At 62.7% G+C, this 20,171-nt stretch carries 23 protein-coding genes and 1 pseudogene; 13 read left to right on the plus strand and 11 right to left on the minus strand.

Going from position 1 to position 20,171, the window contains the following annotated elements:
• The first annotated feature begins 92 nt into the window (after positions 1 to 92).
• From F3H96_RS10990 to F3H96_RS11000, 3 genes are all read left to right on the plus strand, one after another.
• Complete coding sequence (locus tag F3H96_RS10990; RefSeq protein ID WP_149791971.1) at positions 93 to 524, plus strand: MarR family winged helix-turn-helix transcriptional regulator; 432 nt, start codon at positions 93 to 95, stop codon at positions 522 to 524.
• Between the two features lie 68 nt (positions 525 to 592).
• A complete protein-coding gene (locus tag F3H96_RS10995) occupies positions 593 to 835 on the plus strand; it encodes a type II toxin-antitoxin system Phd/YefM family antitoxin (RefSeq protein ID WP_149791972.1) in 243 nt (80 codons plus the stop codon).
• A gap of 15 nt (positions 836 to 850) precedes the next feature.
• Positions 851 to 1,309 (plus strand): type II toxin-antitoxin system VapC family toxin, encoded by a 459-nt coding sequence (locus F3H96_RS11000; RefSeq protein WP_149791973.1) that lies wholly within the window; start codon positions 851 to 853, stop codon positions 1,307 to 1,309.
• Here the strand turns inward: F3H96_RS11000 and F3H96_RS11005 are convergent.
• From F3H96_RS11005 to F3H96_RS11015, 3 genes are all read right to left on the minus strand, one after another.
• A complete protein-coding gene (locus F3H96_RS11005; protein ID WP_149791974.1) occupies positions 1,300 to 2,025 on the minus strand; it encodes a polysaccharide deacetylase family protein in 726 nt (241 codons plus the stop codon). The genes F3H96_RS11000 and F3H96_RS11005 overlap by 10 nt on opposite strands.
• A gap of 260 nt (positions 2,026 to 2,285) precedes the next feature.
• Complete coding sequence (locus F3H96_RS11010; protein ID WP_149791975.1) at positions 2,286 to 4,355, minus strand: EAL domain-containing protein; 2,070 nt, start codon at positions 4,353 to 4,355, stop codon at positions 2,286 to 2,288.
• A gap of 64 nt (positions 4,356 to 4,419) precedes the next feature.
• The gene (locus F3H96_RS11015) at positions 4,420 to 4,668 is read right to left on the minus strand and encodes a hypothetical protein (protein ID WP_149791976.1); all 249 of its coding nucleotides are present in this window, start codon (positions 4,666 to 4,668) and stop codon (positions 4,420 to 4,422) included.
• Here F3H96_RS11015 and F3H96_RS11020 point away from each other — a divergent pair.
• Genes F3H96_RS11020 through tdh form a run of 3 tightly spaced genes read left to right on the plus strand, consistent with a single transcriptional unit; the run spans position 4,656 to position 7,396 of the window.
• Positions 4,656 to 5,843, plus strand: a complete 1,188-nt coding sequence (locus F3H96_RS11020; RefSeq protein WP_149791977.1) for a glycine C-acetyltransferase — start codon at positions 4,656 to 4,658, stop codon at positions 5,841 to 5,843. The two genes, F3H96_RS11015 and F3H96_RS11020, sit on opposite strands and share 13 nt — an antisense overlap.
• A 28-nt stretch (positions 5,844 to 5,871) precedes the next feature.
• Positions 5,872 to 6,315, plus strand: a complete 444-nt coding sequence (locus F3H96_RS11025; RefSeq protein WP_149791978.1) for an SRPBCC family protein — start codon at positions 5,872 to 5,874, stop codon at positions 6,313 to 6,315.
• Between the two features lie 46 nt (positions 6,316 to 6,361).
• On the plus strand, positions 6,362 to 7,396 hold the full coding sequence (gene tdh, locus F3H96_RS11030) for an L-threonine 3-dehydrogenase (RefSeq protein WP_149791979.1): 1,035 nt from the start codon (positions 6,362 to 6,364) through the stop codon (positions 7,394 to 7,396).
• A 479-nt stretch (positions 7,397 to 7,875) separates the two neighbouring features.
• Here tdh and F3H96_RS11035 read toward each other — a convergent pair whose 3' ends face one another.
• Positions 7,876 to 8,316 (minus strand): MarR family transcriptional regulator, encoded by a 441-nt coding sequence (locus F3H96_RS11035; protein WP_149791980.1) that lies wholly within the window; start codon positions 8,314 to 8,316, stop codon positions 7,876 to 7,878.
• A gap of 129 nt (positions 8,317 to 8,445) precedes the next feature.
• Between F3H96_RS11035 and hmgA the strand changes: the two genes are divergently transcribed.
• Genes hmgA through F3H96_RS11055 form a run of 4 tightly spaced genes read left to right on the plus strand, consistent with a single transcriptional unit; the run spans position 8,446 to position 12,214 of the window.
• Positions 8,446 to 9,759 carry a homogentisate 1,2-dioxygenase gene (gene hmgA, locus F3H96_RS11040; RefSeq protein WP_149791981.1) on the plus strand — a complete coding sequence of 438 codons (1,314 nt, stop codon included), beginning with the start codon at positions 8,446 to 8,448 and terminating at the stop codon, positions 9,757 to 9,759.
• Entirely contained in the window at positions 9,756 to 10,658 is a 903-nt protein-coding gene (locus tag F3H96_RS11045; RefSeq protein ID WP_149791982.1) for an MBL fold metallo-hydrolase, read from the plus strand. The genes hmgA and F3H96_RS11045 overlap by 4 nt, the downstream gene beginning before the upstream one ends.
• Positions 10,655 to 11,668: a fumarylacetoacetate hydrolase family protein gene (locus tag F3H96_RS11050; RefSeq protein ID WP_149791983.1), complete on the plus strand. Its 1,014-nt coding sequence runs from the start codon at positions 10,655 to 10,657 to the stop codon at positions 11,666 to 11,668. Before F3H96_RS11045 ends, F3H96_RS11050 begins: the two co-directional genes overlap by 4 nt.
• A gap of 9 nt (positions 11,669 to 11,677) precedes the next feature.
• Entirely contained in the window at positions 11,678 to 12,214 is a 537-nt protein-coding gene (locus F3H96_RS11055) for a DinB family protein (RefSeq protein WP_149791984.1), read from the plus strand.
• Between the two features lie 138 nt (positions 12,215 to 12,352).
• Here the strand turns inward: F3H96_RS11055 and hppD are convergent, their stop codons facing one another.
• On the minus strand, positions 12,353 to 13,468 hold the full coding sequence (gene hppD / locus F3H96_RS11060; RefSeq protein ID WP_149791985.1) for a 4-hydroxyphenylpyruvate dioxygenase: 1,116 nt from the start codon (positions 13,466 to 13,468) through the stop codon (positions 12,353 to 12,355).
• A 138-nt stretch (positions 13,469 to 13,606) separates the two neighbouring features.
• On the opposite strand from hppD, the gene F3H96_RS11065 reads away from it, so the two are divergent.
• Positions 13,607 to 14,074 carry an Lrp/AsnC family transcriptional regulator gene (locus F3H96_RS11065; RefSeq protein ID WP_149791986.1) on the plus strand — a complete coding sequence of 156 codons (468 nt, stop codon included), beginning with the start codon at positions 13,607 to 13,609 and terminating at the stop codon, positions 14,072 to 14,074.
• Between the two features lie 98 nt (positions 14,075 to 14,172).
• Here the strand turns inward: F3H96_RS11065 and F3H96_RS11070 are convergent, their stop codons facing one another.
• The 6 genes from F3H96_RS11070 to aztA form a co-directional block, all read right to left on the minus strand.
• On the minus strand, positions 14,173 to 14,511 hold the full coding sequence (locus tag F3H96_RS11070) for a TIGR01244 family sulfur transferase (RefSeq protein WP_149791987.1): 339 nt from the start codon (positions 14,509 to 14,511) through the stop codon (positions 14,173 to 14,175).
• A gap of 87 nt (positions 14,512 to 14,598) precedes the next feature.
• A complete protein-coding gene (locus tag F3H96_RS11075) occupies positions 14,599 to 15,036 on the minus strand; it encodes a DUF6691 family protein (RefSeq protein ID WP_149791988.1) in 438 nt (145 codons plus the stop codon).
• Positions 15,037 to 15,039: 3 nt separating this feature from the next.
• A complete protein-coding gene (locus F3H96_RS11080; protein ID WP_149791989.1) occupies positions 15,040 to 15,462 on the minus strand; it encodes a YeeE/YedE thiosulfate transporter family protein in 423 nt (140 codons plus the stop codon).
• Positions 15,463 to 15,588: 126 nt separating this feature from the next.
• Complete coding sequence (gene aztC / locus F3H96_RS11085) at positions 15,589 to 16,530, minus strand: zinc ABC transporter substrate-binding protein AztC (protein ID WP_149801787.1); 942 nt, start codon at positions 16,528 to 16,530, stop codon at positions 15,589 to 15,591.
• A gap of 26 nt (positions 16,531 to 16,556) precedes the next feature.
• The gene (aztB, locus tag F3H96_RS11090) at positions 16,557 to 17,432 is read right to left on the minus strand and encodes a zinc ABC transporter permease AztB (RefSeq protein ID WP_149801788.1); all 876 of its coding nucleotides are present in this window, start codon (positions 17,430 to 17,432) and stop codon (positions 16,557 to 16,559) included.
• A complete protein-coding gene (gene aztA, locus F3H96_RS11095; RefSeq protein WP_149801789.1) occupies positions 17,432 to 18,256 on the minus strand; it encodes a zinc ABC transporter ATP-binding protein AztA in 825 nt (274 codons plus the stop codon). The genes aztB and aztA overlap by 1 nt, the downstream gene beginning before the upstream one ends.
• A gap of 219 nt (positions 18,257 to 18,475) precedes the next feature.
• Here aztA and F3H96_RS11100 point away from each other — a divergent pair, with 219 nt between their 5' ends.
• Positions 18,476 to 18,820 carry a RidA family protein gene (locus F3H96_RS11100; RefSeq protein WP_149801790.1) on the plus strand — a complete coding sequence of 115 codons (345 nt, stop codon included), beginning with the start codon at positions 18,476 to 18,478 and terminating at the stop codon, positions 18,818 to 18,820.
• A 214-nt stretch (positions 18,821 to 19,034) separates the two neighbouring features.
• Positions 19,035 to 20,167, plus strand: a pseudogene (locus F3H96_RS11105) (IS4 family transposase).
• Positions 20,168 to 20,171 lie beyond the last annotated feature (4 nt).

Consider the following 20,171-nt stretch of genomic DNA (forward strand, 5'->3'; position numbering starts at 1 on the left):
CCATCAATAAGACAAAGTTAGATATCTAACGGTTAGATGTCAATGCATGAGGCCGAGTTCCGCCTTGCCATTGCTTGCTCTACTGTCAGGTCATGACACCGTTTAACCAGCCACCCGTCGGCATGAACCTCGCCCGCACCTCGAAATTGGTGGCGCAGGCTTTCGATGCCGCCATGGTCGAGGCCGGCGGCACGCTGCCGATCTGGCTGACCTTGCTCTCGGTCAAGTCGAAAGAGCTTGCCAACCAGCGCGAGCTTGCCGGCATGATCGGCATCCAGGGCGCGACGCTGACGCATCACCTCAACGCCATGGAGACGCAAGGGTTGCTGACACGCCGTCGCGACCCGGAAAACCGCAGGGTCCACCAGGTGGCGCTGACCGAGGCTGGCGAAGCGCTGTTCGAAAAGCTTCGCCTCGCGGCGATCGCTTTCGACAAGCGGCTGCGGGCCGGTATTCCCGACGGCAGGCTGGCGGAATTCGCCGAGATGCTGGCCGCGTTGCGGGCGAATGTGGGGGGCATCTAGCCGATTGCATTGATTCGATTGGCAGCCAATGCTATATGACCACACTAGTCATATAGCGGAGCTTGGCGATGCGAGAAATTCAACTGAAGGATGCCAAGGCAACGCTTTCGGCAGTAGTCGATGAGGCCGTCGCGGGAGAGCCTGCCATCATCACACGACATGGCCGCAAGCAAGCCGTGATCCTATCGTTCAAGGAATACGAGAGACTATCGCGCGTGCCGAGCTTTGGACGGTTGCTGGCGGCGTTTCCGGGGGGCGAAGGCGACATTGCCCCTCGCATACGCAAACCCGTCCGGAAGGTTGACCTGTAAGGCGGCCTTCAGCCGATGTTTCTGCTGGACACCAACATCATTTCTGCAATGGCGCCGTCCAAAAGGAATGAGCGGACGGAACTGGCTGATTGGTTTGATCGGTCCAGCGACCATTTGTTCTTGTCCGTAGTCACGGCATCGGAGATCACCTCTGGGATCGCGAAAGCCGAACGCGAGGGAGCAACGACGAAAACAGCGCTACTTCGTCAATGGTGGCAGGCAATTGAACATCTTTATGGCGAAAGGATACTGCCTCTCGATCTGCGCGCAGCGCATGCCGCAGGATTGATCCTTGATCGTGCCCGCGCGCATCAGCCAGGATTCGAGGACATTGCGATCGCCGCGACAGCCGAAGTGCATGGCTTGACGATTCTTACAAGCAATGAGCGCCATTTTGCACCTCTCGGCGTGCCGATGGTCAATCCGCTGAAGGTGCTACCAGCGCTGCCCGGACAGTGGCCAGTTCAGTCGTAATCCGGTATCGTCCCGAAGGCGTAACGGCGCAGCTTGAGTGCCGCAATCAGCGCCGTCAGCTTCGCCTTGCCGTCAAAGACGTCCTGGAACATCTCGTCATGCATGAGCAGGATCAGCTTGCCCGGCTTGGCGAAATGGCCATAGCCGAACAGATGGTCGATCTCGCTCACCAGAAGGTCGACGCTCTGCACCGGCTTGCCGCTGTCCTCATGCACCCACTCATGGTCCCACCCGTAGAGCCAGAAGCCCGACGCCGCGACGAATTCGTAATCCGGATCCTCGCGACCCGCCTCTGCCAGGCCGAGCGAATTGTCGTCCTTCGAGTAATTGGGCAATCTGAACACGTCGCGTCCGGGCAGCCGCGCGTGCACCGCGGGCTTCAAGCCCAACACCGCATTGGCCTTGAGCATATCGGCGACCACCCCTTCGGTGTCGCCGTAGAAATGCCGGTAGTGATTGTAGGCGTGGCTGTAGCTGTGGTTGCCGATCGTCACCAGCGGCATCGATTTCGCCCGCTGCAGCAGCGCCCGGTTGGCCTCGGCGTGCATGCCGACCATGAACAGCGTTGCCGGCACCTGCTCGGCCTGCAGCACATCGAGGATGTTGCTGGTGCCGTTCAGCGGACCGTCATCGAATGTGAGAAATATGGTGCGATCGGCCGCCAAAGCCGGCGACGCGGCAAACAGCAGGGTCAGGAGGAGAAGTCGAAGCCGCATCCATGCAATCCGGTTGCAATCCGACATGGCCATCCCAATCTGTCAAGCATGGCGATGTGCCGAGATGCGTTGAGATTCGGGCCAGGTCGAGCCGAGAATGGTGGCTTTGAAGAACCGGAGCAGAGCGTGCTTAACGTACGCGAGACCAGCCTACGCCGGCCGCAGCCTTAATTTGACCGCCACGCCACCCATGAGCGCTTCGGCCGGAAGCGCGGAAAGCCGTCATTCGCAGGCCGACCTCACCTCAATATCGGTGTAGCTCAAGCCAGGCTGCCGTGCAGCACTTTCAGCCTCGCCTTCTTCGGGCTGCGCGCCGTCAGCCATTCGCGCGCTTTGTCCTGTGGCATCGGGAAGGCGATCGAATAGCCCTGCACCTGATCACAGCCGATCGCCATCAGCGAGTCGAGTTCTGCCTCGGTTTCGGCGCCCTCGGCGACGATCGAGATGCCGAGACCGCGGGCAAGCTCGGTAATGGCGCGCACGATTTTTGTGTTGTCGCAGTTCTCGTTGATGTTCTGGACGAAGCGGCGGTCGATCTTCAGCCGGTCGATCTCGTTCGGATTGACGTGGCTGAGCGAGGCGTAGCCGGTGCCGAAATCGTCGAGCTCGAGATGCACGCCGGCGGCGCGTATCTGACGGAGCTTCGCTGCGATGCCGGTCTTCTCGTCGTCGAGGATGACGGATTCGACGATCTCCAGCGCCAGCTTCTGCGGTGCCAGCCCAGCCCGCTCCAGCGTGCCGAACAGGAAAGTGTCGAAGTCCGGCTCGCGCAATTCGGTGCCCGAGACGTTGACCGCGATGCGCCCGAAATCGATGCCGGCGCGGTCCCATTCGGCGGCTTCCCCGATCGCTTTGCCGATGACGATGCGGCCGATTTCCGGCATGAAGCCGCATTTCTCGGCGACGGGAATGAACTCGCCGGGCGAGATCATGCCGCGCTCGGCATGCTTCCAGCGCACCAGCGCCTCGATGCCGCTGATCTTGCCGCTGGTCAGTGACACCTGCGGTTGGAAATAGACCTCGAAGCTCTTGTTGGCGATCGCCGTGCGGATGTCCTGTTCGAGCTGCTTGCGATAGTCGAGCTCGCGGCGCAGCTCCTCGGAGAAGAAGGAGAAGCTGCCGCCGCCAAGCTTCTTGGCGGAATAGAGCGCGAGGTCGGCATGGACGAGCAGGTCCTGCGCATTGTCGGCGTCGATCGGATAGACCGCGATGCCAGCGCTGGCGCCCGGCATGATGGTCGCGCCCTGGAACATGATCGGCTCGTTGATTTCGCCAAGGATGCGCTTGGCCAGCTCATGGATGTCGTCGGTGGCGCCGGCGCCGTTGAGGATCATGACGAACTCGTCACCGCCCAGCCGCGCGCACAGGTCAGATGCCCGGCAGGAATCGCGCATGCGCTGCGCGGTCACCACCAGCACATAGTCGCCTGCCGCGTGGCCAAGCGTGTCGTTGATCTGCTTGAAACGGTCGAGATCGAGCTGGATCACCGCCAGACGCTCGCGGCGGCGGTGCGCGCCCTTGATCAGCGTGTCGAAATGGTCGGTTAGGAAGGTGCGGTTGTGGAGGCCGGTCAAGCCGTCATGCACGGCGATGAAGGCCATCGAATTGCGCGCGTCGACCAGCTCGCGCGTCTTGCGCAGGATGGCGTTGGACATCGGCCGGAAGATGAACAGGGCCACCAGCACGATGACCGCGAGGGTGGCGAAGAACAGCGTCCGGTGCAGGTCGAGAATGCTGCTGGACTTTTCGTCGGCGAAGGCGCTGATGCGCTGGCCGAGCGCGGCATAGCCGGACATGGTCGCGTTGGCGACCGAGGCGTCCAGGCCGACGCGCTCGCCGCCGCCCTTGTAGCCATCGCTCTGCATGCCGAGCTGCGAGGCGAAGGACGAGACCAGCCTGCCGCCATTGGCGACGAGGCCGACGGAGAAGTAATCGAGGTGGAACGGCTTGCTGAACAGCACGTATTCGATCGATTTCGGATCGTTGCGGGCCGGCGACATCGGGTCGGCGCCGGTCTCCTTGAGCAGTCGATCGTAGTTGGTCTCGAACTCGCCCGTCGCCTGCTTGAGCGCGGTGACCAGCGCCGGCTGCTTGTCGCGCGAGGCAGCGCCGGTGGCGCTGGCAAGGAAGACGATGCGCTGCGACAGCGCCTTCTGAGTCGAGACTATGTCGAGCAGCGCGTCATTGTGCTGCTGCTGCGCCATCAGTTGCTGCAGCAGAATGAAGGAAGCCACCACCATGGCGGCAATGATCGCGAGCGCCAGCCAGTAGCCGGTCTTGATGAGCAGGATCAGCTTGCGCGAAACGCTATGCACTGGCTGCTGCGACATAACTGGTTGACCCCTCCGGTCGGCGGATTCCTGCCATGGATTCGTGGCGGGATGACCCTTGACGTCAAAGGGTTAACAGGTCGGCAAGCAGGCCGGGCGCCCGCCATGGCGGCGCGACAAAGCTCATAAGATGGTTATCATGTTCTTTCGGGCGAGGCCTGTATTTGAGCGCATCGTCATCGCCTTGTCGCGAAGGATTGCCATCCGGCTTGCGCAACGCCACCGAAGCAGTCGTTTTTGCGATGGATTTTTCGGTCGCGCGGCGCGACAGTCCGGCCTCGAACCGAACAGAGCCGGACCATGAGCGCAGCATTTCTTTCCCACATCGACAGCGAGCTTCAAGGCCTGAAATCGGCCGGGCTCTACAAGTCCGAACGGGTCATAACCTCGATGCAGTCGGCCGAGATCGAGGTCGGCGGCGACAAGGTGCTGAATTTCTGCGCCAACAACTATCTTGGCCTCGCCGACAATGCCGAACTGCGCGCGGCGGCCAAAAAGGCGCTCGACCGCTACGGCTACGGCATGGCCTCGGTGCGTTTCATCTGCGGCACCCAGGAAGAGCACAAAGAGCTCGAAGCGACCATCTCGTCCTTCCTCGGGATGGAGGACACCATCCTCTACGGGTCCTGCTTCGACGCCAATGGCGGCCTGTTCGAGACGCTGCTCGGCGAGGAAGACGCCGTCATCTCCGATGCGCTGAACCATGCCTCGATCATCGACGGCGTCAGGCTGTCGAAGGCAAAGCGCTTCCGCTACGCCAACAACGACATGGCCGATCTCGAAGCCCGCCTGAAGGAGGCGAAGGATTGCCGCTTCCGGCTCATCGCCACCGACGGCGTGTTCTCGATGGACGGCATCATCGCCAATTTGCAGGGTGTCTGCGATCTTGCCGAAAAATACGATGCGATGGTCATGGTCGACGACAGCCACGCGGTGGGCTTCGTCGGCAAAAACGGCCGCGGCTCGGCCGAGCATTGCGGCGTCGAGGGCAGGGTGGACATCATCACTGGGACACTGGGCAAGGCGCTGGGCGGCGCGTCCGGCGGCTACACGTCGGGAAAGAGGCAGGTGGTCGACTGGCTGCGCCAGCGCTCGCGCCCCTATCTCTTCTCCAACACGCTGATGCCGGCGATCGCCGGTGCCTCGATCAAGGTGTTCGACCTGATCCGCCATGGCGACACCCTGCGCCAGCGCCTATATGCCAATGCGGATAGGTTCCGGTCGAAGATGGGCAAGTTGGGCTTTGCGCTGGCCGGCGCTGACCATCCGATCATACCAGTGATGCTGGGTGACGCGGCACTGGCGCAGGAGATGGCGCAGCGCATGCTGAAGCGCGGCATCTATGTCATCGGCTTCTCTTTCCCGGTGGTGCCGAAAGGCCAGGCGCGCATCCGCACGCAGATGTCGGCCGCCCATTCCGGCGCCGATATCGACTGCGCGGTCGAGGCGTTTGGCGAGGTTGGAAAAGAGCTGGGTGTAATCGCTTGATCGACGCCGAGGAAGACAGAAGTCGGCCATGACGATCGATGTCACGAGCAGGATCGAGATCGCCAGGCCACGCGCCGTCGTCGCCGCCTTTTCCGCTGATCCGGACAACGTGCCCCGCTGGTATGTCAATATCAAATCGGTCGAATGGAACACGCCCCGACCGGCCCAGGTAGGATCGAGAATTGCATTCGTAGCGCAGTTCCTCGGACGACGGCTTGTTTACACCTACGAAATTGTCGATCTCGTGCAGGGCGAGCGGCTCGTGATGCGAACTGCCGAAGGACCGTTTCCCATGGAAACGAGTTATGCATGGCGCGATACCCGCGAAGGCCGTACCCATATGACGCTCCGGAACCGCGGCACGCCGACAGGCTTTTCCCGTCTCGTGGCCCCGTTTATCGCCGTGGCAGTTCGGCGTTCGACCGATCGAGACCTGCTCCGGCTGAAGAACATTCTGGAGGCGGCGCACTGATGAAACCGATCCATCAAGACAGGCAAGATTTTTTGAGGAGCGTCTGATGTCCAACATGATGAAGGCGCTGGTGAAGGCCAAGGCCGAGCCGGGCATCTGGATGGAAGAGGTGCCGGTGCCGGAGATCGGCCCCAACGACGTGCTGATCAAGGTCAAGAAGACGGCGATCTGCGGCACCGACGTCCACATCTACAATTGGGACCAGTGGGCGCAGAAGACCGTGCCGGTGCCGATGGTGACCGGCCATGAGTTCGTCGGTACGGTCGCCGATTTCGGCGCCGCGGTCACCGAATACAAGGTCGGCCAGCGCGTCTCGGGCGAAGGCCATATCGTTTGCGGCCATTGCCGCAACTGTCGCGCGGGCAGGGGGCATCTGTGCCGCAACACGCTCGGCGTCGGCGTCAACCGCCCTGGCGCCTTCGGCGAATACATGGTGATTCCGCAGCACAATGTCGTGCCGATCCCCGACGACGTGCCGGACGAGATCGCGGCGATCTTCGATCCATTGGGCAATGCGGTCCACACCGCCTTGTCCTTCGACCTGGTCGGCGAGGACGTGCTGGTCACCGGCGCCGGGCCGATCGGCATCATGGGCGCGCTGGTCGCCCAATGCGTCGGCGCACGCAAAGTCGTGATCACCGACATCAACCCGGTCCGGCTCGATCTGGCACGCAAGCTCGGCGTGCAGCATGTCGTCGACGCCTCGAAGGAGAAGCTGCGCGACGTGATGCCGTCGATCGGCATGACCGAAGGTTTTGACGTCGGCCTGGAGATGTCGGGCGCGGCACCCGCCTTCCGTGACATGATCGACACCATGAACAATGGCGGCAAGATCGCCATCCTCGGCATCGCGCCGACCGGCTTCGAGATCGACTGGAACAAGGTCATCTTCAAGATGCTGCATCTCAAGGGCATCTACGGCCGCGAGATGTTCGAGACCTGGTACAAGATGATCGCGCTGGTGCAGGGGCCGCTGGATGTTTCGGGCCTCATCACGCACCGTATCGGCATCGATGATTTCCAGGTGGGATTCGATGCGATGCGGAGCGGCAGTTCCGGCAAGGTGGTGATGGATTGGTAGGGTGCGTTGATAGAGACGTAGAGTTCCTTCGCGCCCTCTCTGTCCTGCCGGACAGAGGGGGGCGCCAGCCTATCCTTCGTCATTCTAGGGCGGAGCAAGGAGCGAAGCGACGCGCGCAGACCCTAGAATCCATGCCGCGACGCATGAGCGCCGCGACAGTGCGGAACGATCACCAGCCAATTCCGCGAAATAGCTCGAACCATTCCGGAATGGTCCTCCCTGTCAGATCGATCTACCATCGGCGCGGCCAGCGCTTCAGTCGACATCCGACGGGCGAGATCGCTCGTAACACCGATAGATCGTGCCGCCTCTCTGGCTTGCGGTCATGTAGACGTAGCGGTCATCTGGGGATCTTTGGCGGCGGCTATTCTGGACCGTTGCATTCTTGGCTGAGGTAACGGCATGGATTCCAGGGTCTGCGCGCGTCGCTTCGCTCCTTGCTTCGCCCTAGAATGACGAAGGAATCGGACGGCGTTCCTTCACGACGAAGCTGATAAAGCCCTCTCCAGCGCCGCCACCCCACTCACAATCGCTGCCCGCTCCTCCACGCTAAGCCTCGCCAGCAAATCCTGTTCAAACGCCCGCGCCAGCGGCACCATCTCGCGATAGGCGGCAAGCCCCGCCTTGGTCAGCGTCAGGTGCTCGACGCGGCGGTCGCTCTCGTCCGGCATGCGTGTCAGCCAGCGCCTGCGTTCCAGTTCGGCCACCGCGCGCGATACCTTGGTTTTGTGCATCGCCGACTGCTCGCCGAGCTCCGTCGCCGTCATCGTGCTGCGCTGGCCGAGGCCTGACAGCGTGCGCCACTCCGGCCGCGTCAGGCCGTGGCGATCCTTATAGATCTTTGAGAATTCGCGGCTCACGGTGTCGGCAAGCCGATAGAGCCGGTAGGGCAGGAAGTTTTCAAGCTCGAGGATTTCCATGAGCGCACCGCAAACCCGTCAGCCGTTGATAGTTACATTTTCGATGGTTACAAATGAAACCAGTTTGGTCAACATCGCCGGCAAGCCGCGCTTTCCAAGGAACGGCAGACCGGGATCAGGGAGGATCGGATGGCCTTTTCCTACATGCCGGGTTTCGGCAACGACTTCGAGACCGAGACGCTGCCTGGCTCGCTGCCGCAGGGCCGCAACTCGCCGCAGCGGCCGGCCTATGGCCTCTATGCCGAACAGCTTTCCGGCTCGCCCTTCACCGCGCCGCGCGGCACCAACGAGCGCTCCTGGCTCTATCGCATCCGTCCCAGCGTAAAACACACCGGCCGCTTCAAGCGGGCAAGCTACCCCCTGTGGAAGACAGGACCAAACCTTGGCGACCACGAGCTGGCGCTCGGCCAGTACCGGTGGAATCCGACGCCGATGCCGACCGAGCCGACCGACTTCATCGCCGGCATGCACACCATGACCACGGCCGGCGACGCGGTCGGACAATCCGGAATGGCGGCCCATGTCTATGTCGCCAACCGGTCGATGGTCGACGACCATTTCTTCAACGCCGACGGTGAATTGCTCATCGTGCCGCAGGTCGGCGCGCTGCGCTTCGTCACCGAGATGGGCGTGATCGAGCTTCGTCCCGGCGAGATCGCCGTGCTGCCGCGCGGCCTCGTCTTCAAGGTCGAGCTCGCCGACAAGGAGGCGCGCGGCTATGTCTGCGAGAATTACGGCGCCAAATTCACCATGCCGGATCGCGGTCCGATCGGCGCCAATTGCCTGGCCAATCCGCGCGACTTCAAGACGCCCTGCGCCTGGTTCGAGGAGAAGGAGACGCCGTGCCGGCTGATCGTCAAATGGTGCGGCTCCTTCCACGTCACCGAGCTCGGCCATTCGCCGCTCGACGTCGTCGCGTGGCACGGCAACTACGCGCCCTACAAATATGATCTAGCGACGTTTTCGCCGGTCGGCGCCATCCTGTTCGACCACCCCGATCCATCGATCTTCACCGTGCTGACGGCGCCGAGCGGCGAGGAGGGCACGGCCAATGTCGACTTCGTCATCTTCCCGCCGCGCTGGCTGGTGGCGGAAAACACGTTTCGGCCACCCTGGTACCATCGCAACATCATGAGTGAGTTCATGGGCCTGATCCATGGCCAGTACGACGCCAAGGAAGAAGGGTTCGTGCCCGGCGGCATCAGCCTGCATAACCAGATGCTGGCGCATGGGCCGGACGCGTCCGGCTTCGAGAAGGCGACGCGCACGGACCTGAAGCCCGTCAAGCTCGACAACACCCTGGCGTTCATGTTCGAAACGCGCTTTCCCCAGATGCTGACGCGCTACGCCGCCGAGCTCGGCACCTTGCAGGAGAACTACATCGACTGTTGGGCCGACCTGAAGAAGCGCTTTAATGGCACGCCCGAGGGCGACTGGTCTTGAGCGCCCGCGGGGTCGTGGACCGCCTCGTTCTGCTCGGCTCAAAGGGCGGACCGGCGTTGCGGCCGGGTGGCCCGTGGCCGAGTTCGTCGCTGCTTGAGATTGGCGGGCGCGCGATCGTCGTCGATTGCGGGCTTGGCGTGACACGTGGGCTGGTCGACGCCGGCGTGAGCCTGAAAGCGCTCGACCTTGTCTTCATCACGCATCTTCACTCCGACCATGTCCTGGAACTCGGGCCGCTGATCCACACTGCCTGGACCGCCGGCCTGGCGACGCCGGTGACCGTTTACGGGCCGCCTGGCACCGGCCACCACTGGCAGCGTTTCTGCCAGGCGATGGAATTCGACATCGAAATCCGCATCGTTGACGAGGGCCGGCCGGATATCAGAGGTTTGGTCTCGGTCGAGGAGTTCGGCGAGGGATCGGTGCTGGATGAGGGCGGTCTGAACGTGAGGGCGCTGCGCGTCGATCATCCGCCGGTGACAGACTGTTTTGCGCTGCGCTTCGAGCATGGCGGCAGAAGCGTGGTGTTCTCCGCCGACACGGCGTTCTTTCCTCCGCTGGCCGGGTTTGCGGGTGGCGCCGACATGCTCGTCCACGAAGCCATGCTCGCGGAAGGCGTGGAAAGGCTGATCGCCAGGACCGGCAACGGCGCGCGGCTGCGCGAGCATCTCCTCGCCAGTCATAGCCTTGCTGAAGAGGCAGGCCGCATCGCCAGCGATGCCGGCGTGAAGCGTCTGGTGCTCAACCATCTCATTCCAGCCGACGATCCCGCCGTCGGCGAGACCGACTGGACCGCTGCTGTCAGGAAAACTTGGGCCGGCGACTTGACGATCGCCCGCGATGGCCTTGTTGTGGGGTTAAGCGGCCATAAAGCCGTATCTGGAGAGGAAACCGCATGAAGCTTGCCACATTGAAGAACGGGACGCGCGACGGAAAACTGGTCGTGGTCTCGCGCGATCTGACGCGGTTCACCGACGCTTCCTTTCTGGTGCCGACGCTGCAGGCGGCGCTCGACGACTGGCGGCGGATTTCGCCGCATCTGGCGGCGATGGCGGAATCGCTGGAGACCAACGCCGTGCCTTCGGCGCGCTTTCACGAGCATGACGCGCATTCGCCGCTGCCGCGCGCCTATCAATGGGCGGACGGCTCGGCTTATGTGAACCATGTCGAGCTGGTGCGGAAGGCGCGCGGCGCCGAGATGCCGGCAAGTTTCTGGACCGACCCGCTGATCTACCAGGGCGGCTCCGATTCCTTCATTCCGCCACGCGATCCGATTCGCATGGCGGACGAGGCTTCCGGCATCGACATGGAGGCTGAAGTCGCCATCGTCGTCGACGACGTGCCGATGGGCGCGAGCCTCAAGGAGGCGAGAGACGCGATCCGCCTCGTCATGCTGGTCAATGACGTGACGCTGCGCGCCGTCACCGGACCGGAACTGGCAAAAGGCTTCGGCTTCTTCCAATCAAAACCATCTTCGGCTTTCTCGCCGGTCGCGGTGACGCCGGATGAACTGGGCGACGCCTGGGACGGCGGCAAAGTCAACCTCGCACTGCTGGTCGACCTCAACGGCAAGCCGTTCGGCCGCGCCAATGCCGGCATCGACATGACCTTCGATTTCCCGGCGCTGATCGCGCACGCCGCCAAGACCCGGCCGCTCGCCGCCGGCACCATCATCGGCTCCGGCACCGTCTCCAACAAGCTCGACGGCGGGCCGGGCAAGCCGGTTTCGGCGGGCGGCGCCGGCTATTCCTGCATCGCCGAACTGCGCATGATCGAGACGATCGAAGGCGGCGAGCCCAAGACGCCCTTCCTGCATTTTGGCGACACGCTGCGCATCGAGATGAAGGACAAAACCGGACATTCGATCTTCGGCGCCATCGAGCAGAAGGTCGAAAAATACGATCGGTGAGGCCGAACGATGACCCTGCTCGAGCACCTGCGCCGCATGGCGCGCAACAGTCTGTGGTCGAACGATCGTGTCTACCGCGCCGTGGTTGCGCTTCAGCCCGGTGAGTTCGAGGCCGAGCGCACCAGCTTCTTCCCGTCGATCAAGGAGACGCTGAACCACATCCTCGCGGTCGATCGTCTCTATTTCGATTTTTTGACCGATGGCGGTCGCGCCGCCGCCGCCTATGACGATTTCGTGCCGTTCGACGATGCGGCGAGCCTGGCGGCGGCCCAGGCCGATTTCGACCGCAGGCTGATTGCTTTTTGCGACGGTCTCTCGGAAGCCGATCTCGACCGCCGTGTCATCACCGACCGGCGCGAGGACGGCATGATACCCGAACGGATCGGTGACATCCTCGCCCACGTCTTCCTGCACGACATCCACCACCGCGGCCAGGTGCACGCGATGCTCTCCGGTACCTCGGTCGCGCCACCGCAGTTGGATGAGTTTTTACTCGATTACGACGCTAAGCCGAGGAAGGACGAGGTCGAGCGGCTCGGGCTCTGACTTTTCCTACCGGCCTTCGCGCGCCTTACGAGTTCCGACAGTTTCGCCCTAGCTTCCGCTATGGAGTCATTCACGGCTCGACCTCACATGACCGAAACTTAGGTTAAAGTCGGTCGAGCCGCAAACGAGCTTTAGGCCCTACGCCGCCTTGCCGTCCAGCTTGATCACGCCGCGCTTGATCTGGTCTTGCTCGATCGACTCGAACAGCGCGCGGAAGTTGCCTTCGCCAAAGCCTTCGTCACCCTTCCTCTGGATGAACTCGAAGAAGATCGGTCCGATCACGGTTTTCGAGAAGATCTGCAGCAGGATCTTGGTCATGCCGCCGTCGACGACGCCTTCGCCGTCGATGAGGATGCCGTGTTTCTTCATGCGCTCGATCGGCTCGTCATGGCCGTGCACTCGCTCGTGCGACATCTCGTAGTAGGTGTCGGGCGGGCCGGGCATGAACTTCAGCCCGTTGGCGGCGAGCTTGTCGGTGGCTTCGTATATCGCGTCGGTGCCCACCGCGATGTGCTGGATGCCCTCGCCATTGTACTTCTTCAGATACTCGGCGATCTGGCTGGTCTCGTCCTTGGACTCGTTGAGCGGAATGCGGATCTTGCCGCAGGGCGAGGTGATCGCCCGGCTGACCAGCCCGGTGATCTTGCCGTCGATGTCGAAGAAATGGATCTGCTTGAAGCCGAACAGATCGCGGTAGAAATCCCACCATTTGTCCATGTTGCCGCGATAGACATTGTGGGTGAGGTGGTCGAGATAGTAGAAGCCGACGCCTTCCGGCTTGGGGTCGCGCTCGTCCAGCCACTCGAACTCGGTGTCGTAGGCCGAGCCCTTTTCGCCATAAGCCTCGATGAAATAAAGCAGCGAGCCGCCGATGCCGACGATGGCCGGCACGTCGAGCGCCTTGTCCTTGCCTTCATAGGGCGTGGCGCCCTTCGACACGGCATGATCGAAAGCATGCTTGGCATCGACCACGCGCCACGCCATCGAGGCGGCGCAGGGGCCGTGCTTTTCGACGAACTTCATCGCGTGCGAGCCGGGCTCGGCATTGACGACATAGTTGATGTCGCCCTGCCGCCAGACGGTGATGTCCTTTGCGCGGTGCTTCGCCACCGCGACATAGCCCATGCGCGTGAAGAGTTCGGCGAGCTTTTCAGGCTCGGAATGCGCGAACTCGACAAACTCAAAGCCGTCGGTGCCGGCCGGGTTTTGCTTGCTGATCCTGGCGGGCGGTGCGTCGTGCGGGAAGGGGCCCATGGCAGTCCTCCAAAAGCTGTTGCGGCCTGACTTGGCCATCTTTCGTCATGATAACGCGGGACTGCCGCACGGTGCTTGCATTCAACCGCTTGAAATGCGCATTATCTGCGAAGATTGTGCATCGCTGGAGGAATATCCATGGACAATGCGCGTCTTGATCAGTTTGACCGCAAGATAATGGCGCTTTTGCAGGACGACGCACGGTTCACCAACAACGACCTTTCGGAGCGCGTGAACCTCTCGCCCTCGCAGTGCTCGCGCCGTCGCCAGCGGCTGGAGGACGATGGCTATATCAAGGGCTATCGCGCCGTGCTCGACCGCGACCGCCTGGGCTTCTCCCTGGTCAACGTCATCTCGGTGACCCTGGCCACCCACAACCGCGACAATGCGCGGCGCTTCGGCGAACTGGTCGCTCGCCTGCCCGAAGTGCAGGAGGCGCACGCCCTGACCGGCGAGATGGATTACATCCTGAAGGTGGTGACGCCCGATCTCAAATCACTGTCGGAATTCGTCAATGGCGTTTTGCTGCCGCACGAATCCGTGCAGCATGTGAAGACGGCGATCGTGCTGGAGACGCTCAAGGAAACCGGCGCGCTGCCGATTTAGTTTCGCGGATTGGTGGAACAGCGCCCCCTCTTTCCGGCAGGACAGAGGGAGGCGCGAGGAACGCCCAAGCTGCGCAATTGGCGTGCCGCGCTAAGCTTTCACCCCCGCTGCTGCTGGATCAGCCCATAAAGGTTGGTGCAGCGCGCGCCGGACCGGCAATAGGCAAAGACCGGGCCTTCAAGCTCGTCGAGCGCGGCGGCCTGGTCGTCGACATTGCCGATGGTGATCTGGCCGCTGATCACCGGGATGTAGCGGAACGAAAGCCCTGCAGCTTCGGCCGCGGTCTGAATGCTCTCGGCCGAGGGTTGGCCCGGCTGCTCGTCGTTCGGCCTGTTGCAGATCACGCTCTTGAAGCCGGCATCCTTGATGGCGGCGATGTCCTCAGGCTGGATCTGGCCGGAAACCGAATAGTCGTCGCTGATCTGGCGGTATTCCATGATGTCCTCGCAAAGTTGATGCCCAGTGGCTTGGCCGACGTTTTGCCACTCCTCGAGCGGCCCGGCAACTGTTGCTTCCGTTGGTTCCTACACTGCGGCCGGCTGAGCGAACCGAGTCCTGGCGAAGCGGGCCACGACGATGCCGGCGATGACCGCCGCGACAAAGATCGGCGTTGCCGAATAGCCAAGGCCAAGCGCCGGGATTGAGGCGCCGGGGCAAAACCCGGCAATGCCCCAGCCGATGCCAAAGAGAGCCGCGCCGCAGACCAGTTGCCGGTCAATGGCGCGTTTGGTCGGCAACGCAAAGCCATTCTCAAACACCGGCGCCTTGCGCAAGCCGAACACGAGGCGGTAACCGGTAAAGGCGACTGCCAGGCCGCCGCCCATCACGAAGATCAGGCTCGGATCCCAAGTTCCGGCGACATCGAAAAAATTCAGCACTTTTGCCGGATTGATCATGCCGGAAACGGCGATGCCCAAACCGAAAAGTCCGCCGACCAGGAAGGCGGAGACGAGTTTGTTCATGCGTCAGCCTCCCATCACATGGCGGATGATGAAGACGGTGACGAAGGCGGTGGCCATGAAGGTGACGACCGCGACGAACGAGCGTGGTGACAACCGCGCCATGCCGCAAATGCCGTGTCCGCTCGGGCAGCCGCCACCAAAATGCACGCCGATACCGACGAGGAAGCCGCCGGCAACGAGGGCCAGTGTCGAGACCGGCACCCTGAAGGGGATTTCCCTGCCGGCAAGTAGCATCAGCAAAGGCGCGGCAATCGCGCCGACGACGAAGGCGGCACGCCACGGCCAGTCGGAGGACACCGGCGGAAGGATGCCCGTCAGGATCCCCGTCATGCCGGCAATGCGGCCGTGCAATACCATCAGCAACACTGCCGACAGGCCGATAACGGCACCGCCAAGCAGGGACTGCAGAGGCGTAAAGTCAGTCATGGAAAGCCAATCCGCGAAAGTATCTTTCAGCAGATAGACATTTTCGCCTGGGAATCCAGCCGGAACTTGGCCCGGCTGGATTGAGACACCGGCGTCTTACCCGCCCCGCAGGCTCACGAAGCGGGCTCAGCTGCCCAGGATCGCGCCTTTGATCTGCGTGATGTTGTTGTGCATCATGTCGATATAGGTCGAGGCCGGGCCGTCGGGCTGCGACAGCGCGTCCGAATAGAGCGTGCCGCCGACCTTGATGCCGGTCTCGCCGGCGATCTGCTCGATCAGCCGTGGATTGGTGATGTTTTCCACGAAGATCGCCGCCGCCTTGTCCTGCTTGACCTGCTCGACCAGCTTGGCGACGTCGGCCGCCGACGGCTCGGAATCGGTCGAGATGCCTTGCGGCGCCAGGAACGTCAGGCCGTATTCGTGCTCGAAATAGCCGAACGCGTCGTGCGAGGTGATGACGACGCGCTTCGCCTCGGGGATCGACTGGATCGCCGCCTTCACTTCGGTCTCCAGCGCGTCGAGCTTGGTGGTGTAGGCGGCGGCATTGGCCTTGTAGCTGTCGCAGCCTTCGCTATCGGCCGTGCAAAAGGCATCGGCGATGTTCTTCACATAGATCTTGGCATTGGCGATCGACTGGAACGCGTGCGGGTCGGTGACGGTCTTGCCGCCGCCAGTGCCGGCCCCTTCGGCCGCGTCCGCATCGGCGAATTCCGGCTTGAAGTCGATCGGCGTCACCCCCTTGGTGAGCGTCACGATCGCCGCCTTGGTGGCGCTGGCGTCGACCAGGCGCTGCAGAAAACCTTCGAAATGCAGGCCGTTGACCAGCACGACATCGGCGCCCGCCATCGCCACTGCGTCGGCCGGGCTCGGCTCATAGACATGCGCGTCGCCGTCCGGTCCGACGATAGTGGTGATTTTGACGCGGTCGCCGCCGACATTTTTCGCGAAGTCGGCAATCACCGTGAAGCTCGCCACCACCTTGAGCGGCGCGGCGAAGGCCGAAGACGTTGCCAAGGCGCTTAATGTTATAACACTCAACGTCAGCGCGGCGCGGAAGGATTTCAGCATTGGGGTCTCCTTGCTTGGGGATTGGGTTAGGCGGTCCGGTGACGGTGATGCACGATGCGGGCGCGCAGTACGCCGCGCGTGCCGAATAGGATCGAACAGAAATAGACGACGCCGGCCGACAGGATGATCGCCGGGCCGGACGGCAGCGAAGCGTGGTAGGACAAGAGCAGCCCGGCGATACAGGAGGCAAAGCCGATCAGCACCGCCAGCACGCACATCGGCTCGACCCGTACGCTCCAGAAGCGGGCGGCCGCGGCCGGCAGCATCATCAGCCCGACTGACAGCAGCGTGCCCAGGGCCTGGAAGCCGCCGACGAGGTTGAGCACGACCAGGCCGAGGAAGATGAAATGCACCGGGCTGCCCATGCGGCTCACCGAGCGCAGGAACAATGGGTCGAGGCATTCGGCGACCAGGGCGCGCCAGAAGATGCCGAGGCTGACCAGCGTCACCACCACGATGCCGCCGATCAGGATCAGCGCCTCATTGTTGAGCGCCAGCACCGTGCCGAACAACACATGCATGAGATCGACGCTGGAGCCGCGGATCGACACCATCAGCACGCCGACGGCAAGCGAGATCAGGTAGAAAGCGGCCATCGAAGCGTCCTCGCGCTGGATGGTGAAGCGCGAGACCGCTCCGGCGCCGAGCGCCACGATGATGCCGGCAATCAAGCCGCCGATAGTCATCGGCAGGATTTCCAGCCCATAGAGCAGGAAGCCGGCCGCGGCCCCCGGCAGGATAGCGTGCGCCATCGCGTCGCCCGACAGGCTCATGCGCCGCAGCATCAGGAAGACGCCGACCGGGCAGGCGCCGAGCGACAGCATCAGCGAGCCGAACAAAGCCCGCTGCATGAAGGCGAAATCAGCGAAGGGCGCGATGAACAGGCCGTAAAGAAAATCCATCACGCCGCCCTCGGTCCGGAACCGTGATCGTGATGATGGTCGTGCGCATGAGCGTGATGATCATGCGCGTGCTCGTGGCCATGATCGTGATCGTCGGGCTCGCACCATGGCGCGTTCTCTTCCCATGCCTCGTGGAAGCGCCGCGCCTTGAGCAGGTTTTCCGGCCGCAGCGTCTCCTTGGTATCGCCCCAGGCGACGGGCTGGCGGGCAAGCAGAAGCGTCTCCGGGAAATTCTGCCGCACGAGATCGAGATCGTGCACGACGACCATGATCGTGCGTTCCTCGCCATGCCAGCGTTTGATCAGTTGGATGAGGTCGCCGACGGTCTTGGCATCGACCGCATTGAACGGCTCGTCGAGCAGGATGAGGTCGGCGTCCTGCAGCAGCACCCGAGCAAACAGCGTGCGCTGCAACTGGCCGCCGGACAGCGTGTCGATGGGCCGTTTCTCGAAGCCGCCGAGCCCGACCGCCATCAGCGCCTTGCCGACGGACTCGCGGTCTTCCTTGGTGTAGCGGCCGAGCATGCCGCGCTTCGGCCAAAGTCCGAGCGATACCAGGTCGACGACGCGCGCCGGAAAGCTGCGGTCGAGCTCCGACTGCTGCGGCAGGTAGGCGGTGCGCACGCCAGGCATGCGGAGAACCCCGCCTTCCATCGGCTTGAGCACGCCGACAATGCCCTTCATCAGCGTCGACTTGCCCGAGCCGTTGGCCCCGACCACCGCCGTCAGCGAGCCTTTGCGCACGACGCCGTTCAGGTGATGGATGGCGGGATGGCTGTTGTAGCCAAGCGTCAGGTCGCGGAAGGTCAGACAGTCATTGGTCATCAGAGGCGGTCCGCAAATCGAGTGCGTTGTCGATATGTGATGTTATTACATTAGTCAACACAGGCGCCCGGCGCAATTGTGTCGCGACCGGTCAACTCACCGTGTGGGCGCCATTCGGGACCAGGCAATTGGCTCAATTGGTTTCGCCTCGCCGGCCTTGCCCGGAGCCGGCCCGGTCTCTAAACAGGCGCGACTCCAAGAAACGAAGGAACCTCTCGAATGAGCATTCGTCGCATCGATGTCGGCCCGCGCATGAGCCAGATCGTCATCCACGGCAACACCGTCTATCTGGCCGGCCAGGTCGGCGAGCCCGGCGGCAACGTCGCTTCGCAGACCCGCGACATCCTGAAGACCATCGACGAATTGCTGGCCAAGGCCGGCACCGACAAGACCAAGATCGTACAGGCCATCATCTGGCTGGCCGATATGGGCACCTTCGCGGAGATGAACTCCGAATGGGACAAGTGGGTGCCGCAGGGCCATACCCCGGCCCGCGCCACCGGCGAAGCCAAGCTGGCTGGGCCGGAATATCTGGTCGAGATTATTATTACGGCGGCGCTGTAGGGCCAGCGCCCCGGAACTGCCAATCTCCCCCCTTGTGGGGGAGATGCCCGGCAGGGCAGAGGGGGGCGCGAAGGAACGCCAGCCTACGCGTTCGTCATACTCGGGCTTGACCCACTGCTGTCCGGTTAAAGGGAGTGGACAGGTTGCATGACATTGATTCTACTCGATTTCAGACGTTTCGCGGCGTTTGAGACACGAGCAGGAGATCAATGTCATGCGGCATTACAATAGCGTTTTTCATTCCGTTCTGAAGCACGTTCCGTGGAGCACGTTCGATCGGCTTGTGGACAAGCACAAAGCCGATCACAGGGTGCGGCAGTTGACCAGCAAGGGCCAGTTCGTGGCGCTGCTATTCGGACAACTGTCCGGGGCAACAAGCCTTCGCGAGATCGAGGCGGGGCTGATGAGCCACTCGGCCCGACTCTATCATGTGGGCGGGTGTCCGGTAGCGCGCACGACACTTGCCGATGCCAATGCCACGCGGCCAGCGGGCCTTTACGCCGACCTGTTTGCCCACATGGCCGCCATCGCCAGCCGCTGCACCCGCCGACAGTTGGCCGATGCCGTGCGCATCCTCGATGCCACGCGGGTGCAACTGTCTTCGCTCAGCAGCGGCTGGGTGGACACGGTCAAAGGGGGCCCGCGCCATCAAGTTGCACATCGTCTTCGATCCCCGTGTTGACACCCCGCTCGCGGCGGCCTTCACAGGCCAAAGGACCAACGACATCACCCAGGCCAAGGCGATGCCCATCGAAGCGGGCATGACCTATGTCTTTGATTTGGCTTACTACGACTTCGCCTGGTGGGCCGCGCTCGACGCCAAGGGCTGCCGCTTTGTCTCGCGCCTGAAGAGCCACACCCATCTTGAGGTGGCAGTCGAGCAGCCGGTGCCTGAGGCTGGCAACATCCTCGATCCTCGCCGACCGCATTGGTCTGCTGCCGCAGCGCATGGCTCGCTCGCGCCGCAATCCCTTCGGCGATCCGGTACGCGAGATCACCGTGCGCATTGCCACGGGCAAGCTCATCCGCCTCCTCACCAACGATCTCGATGCGCCGGCCGAGGAGATTGCGGACCTCTACAAGGAGCGCTGGCAGATCGAACTGTTCTTCAAGTGGATCAAGCAAAACCTCAGGATCCGCCACTTCCTCGGCACTTCCGAGAATGCCGTGCGCATCCAGGTCTTCGTCGCTCTGATCGCCTATCTGCTCCTGCGCGCCGCTCAGGCGACACAGAAAACCGTCAGACAGCCGCTCGCCTTTGCCCGCCTGGTTCGCCTCAACATCATGCACAGGCGATCAATCGATGCCCTCAAGAAACTCCCCGCCACCACCCAAACACAACGATAGCCAG

It is taken from the genome of Mesorhizobium sp. NFR06, assembly GCF_900115245.1.
In the GTDB taxonomy this organism is placed as follows: Bacteria; Pseudomonadota; Alphaproteobacteria; order Rhizobiales; family Rhizobiaceae; genus Mesorhizobium.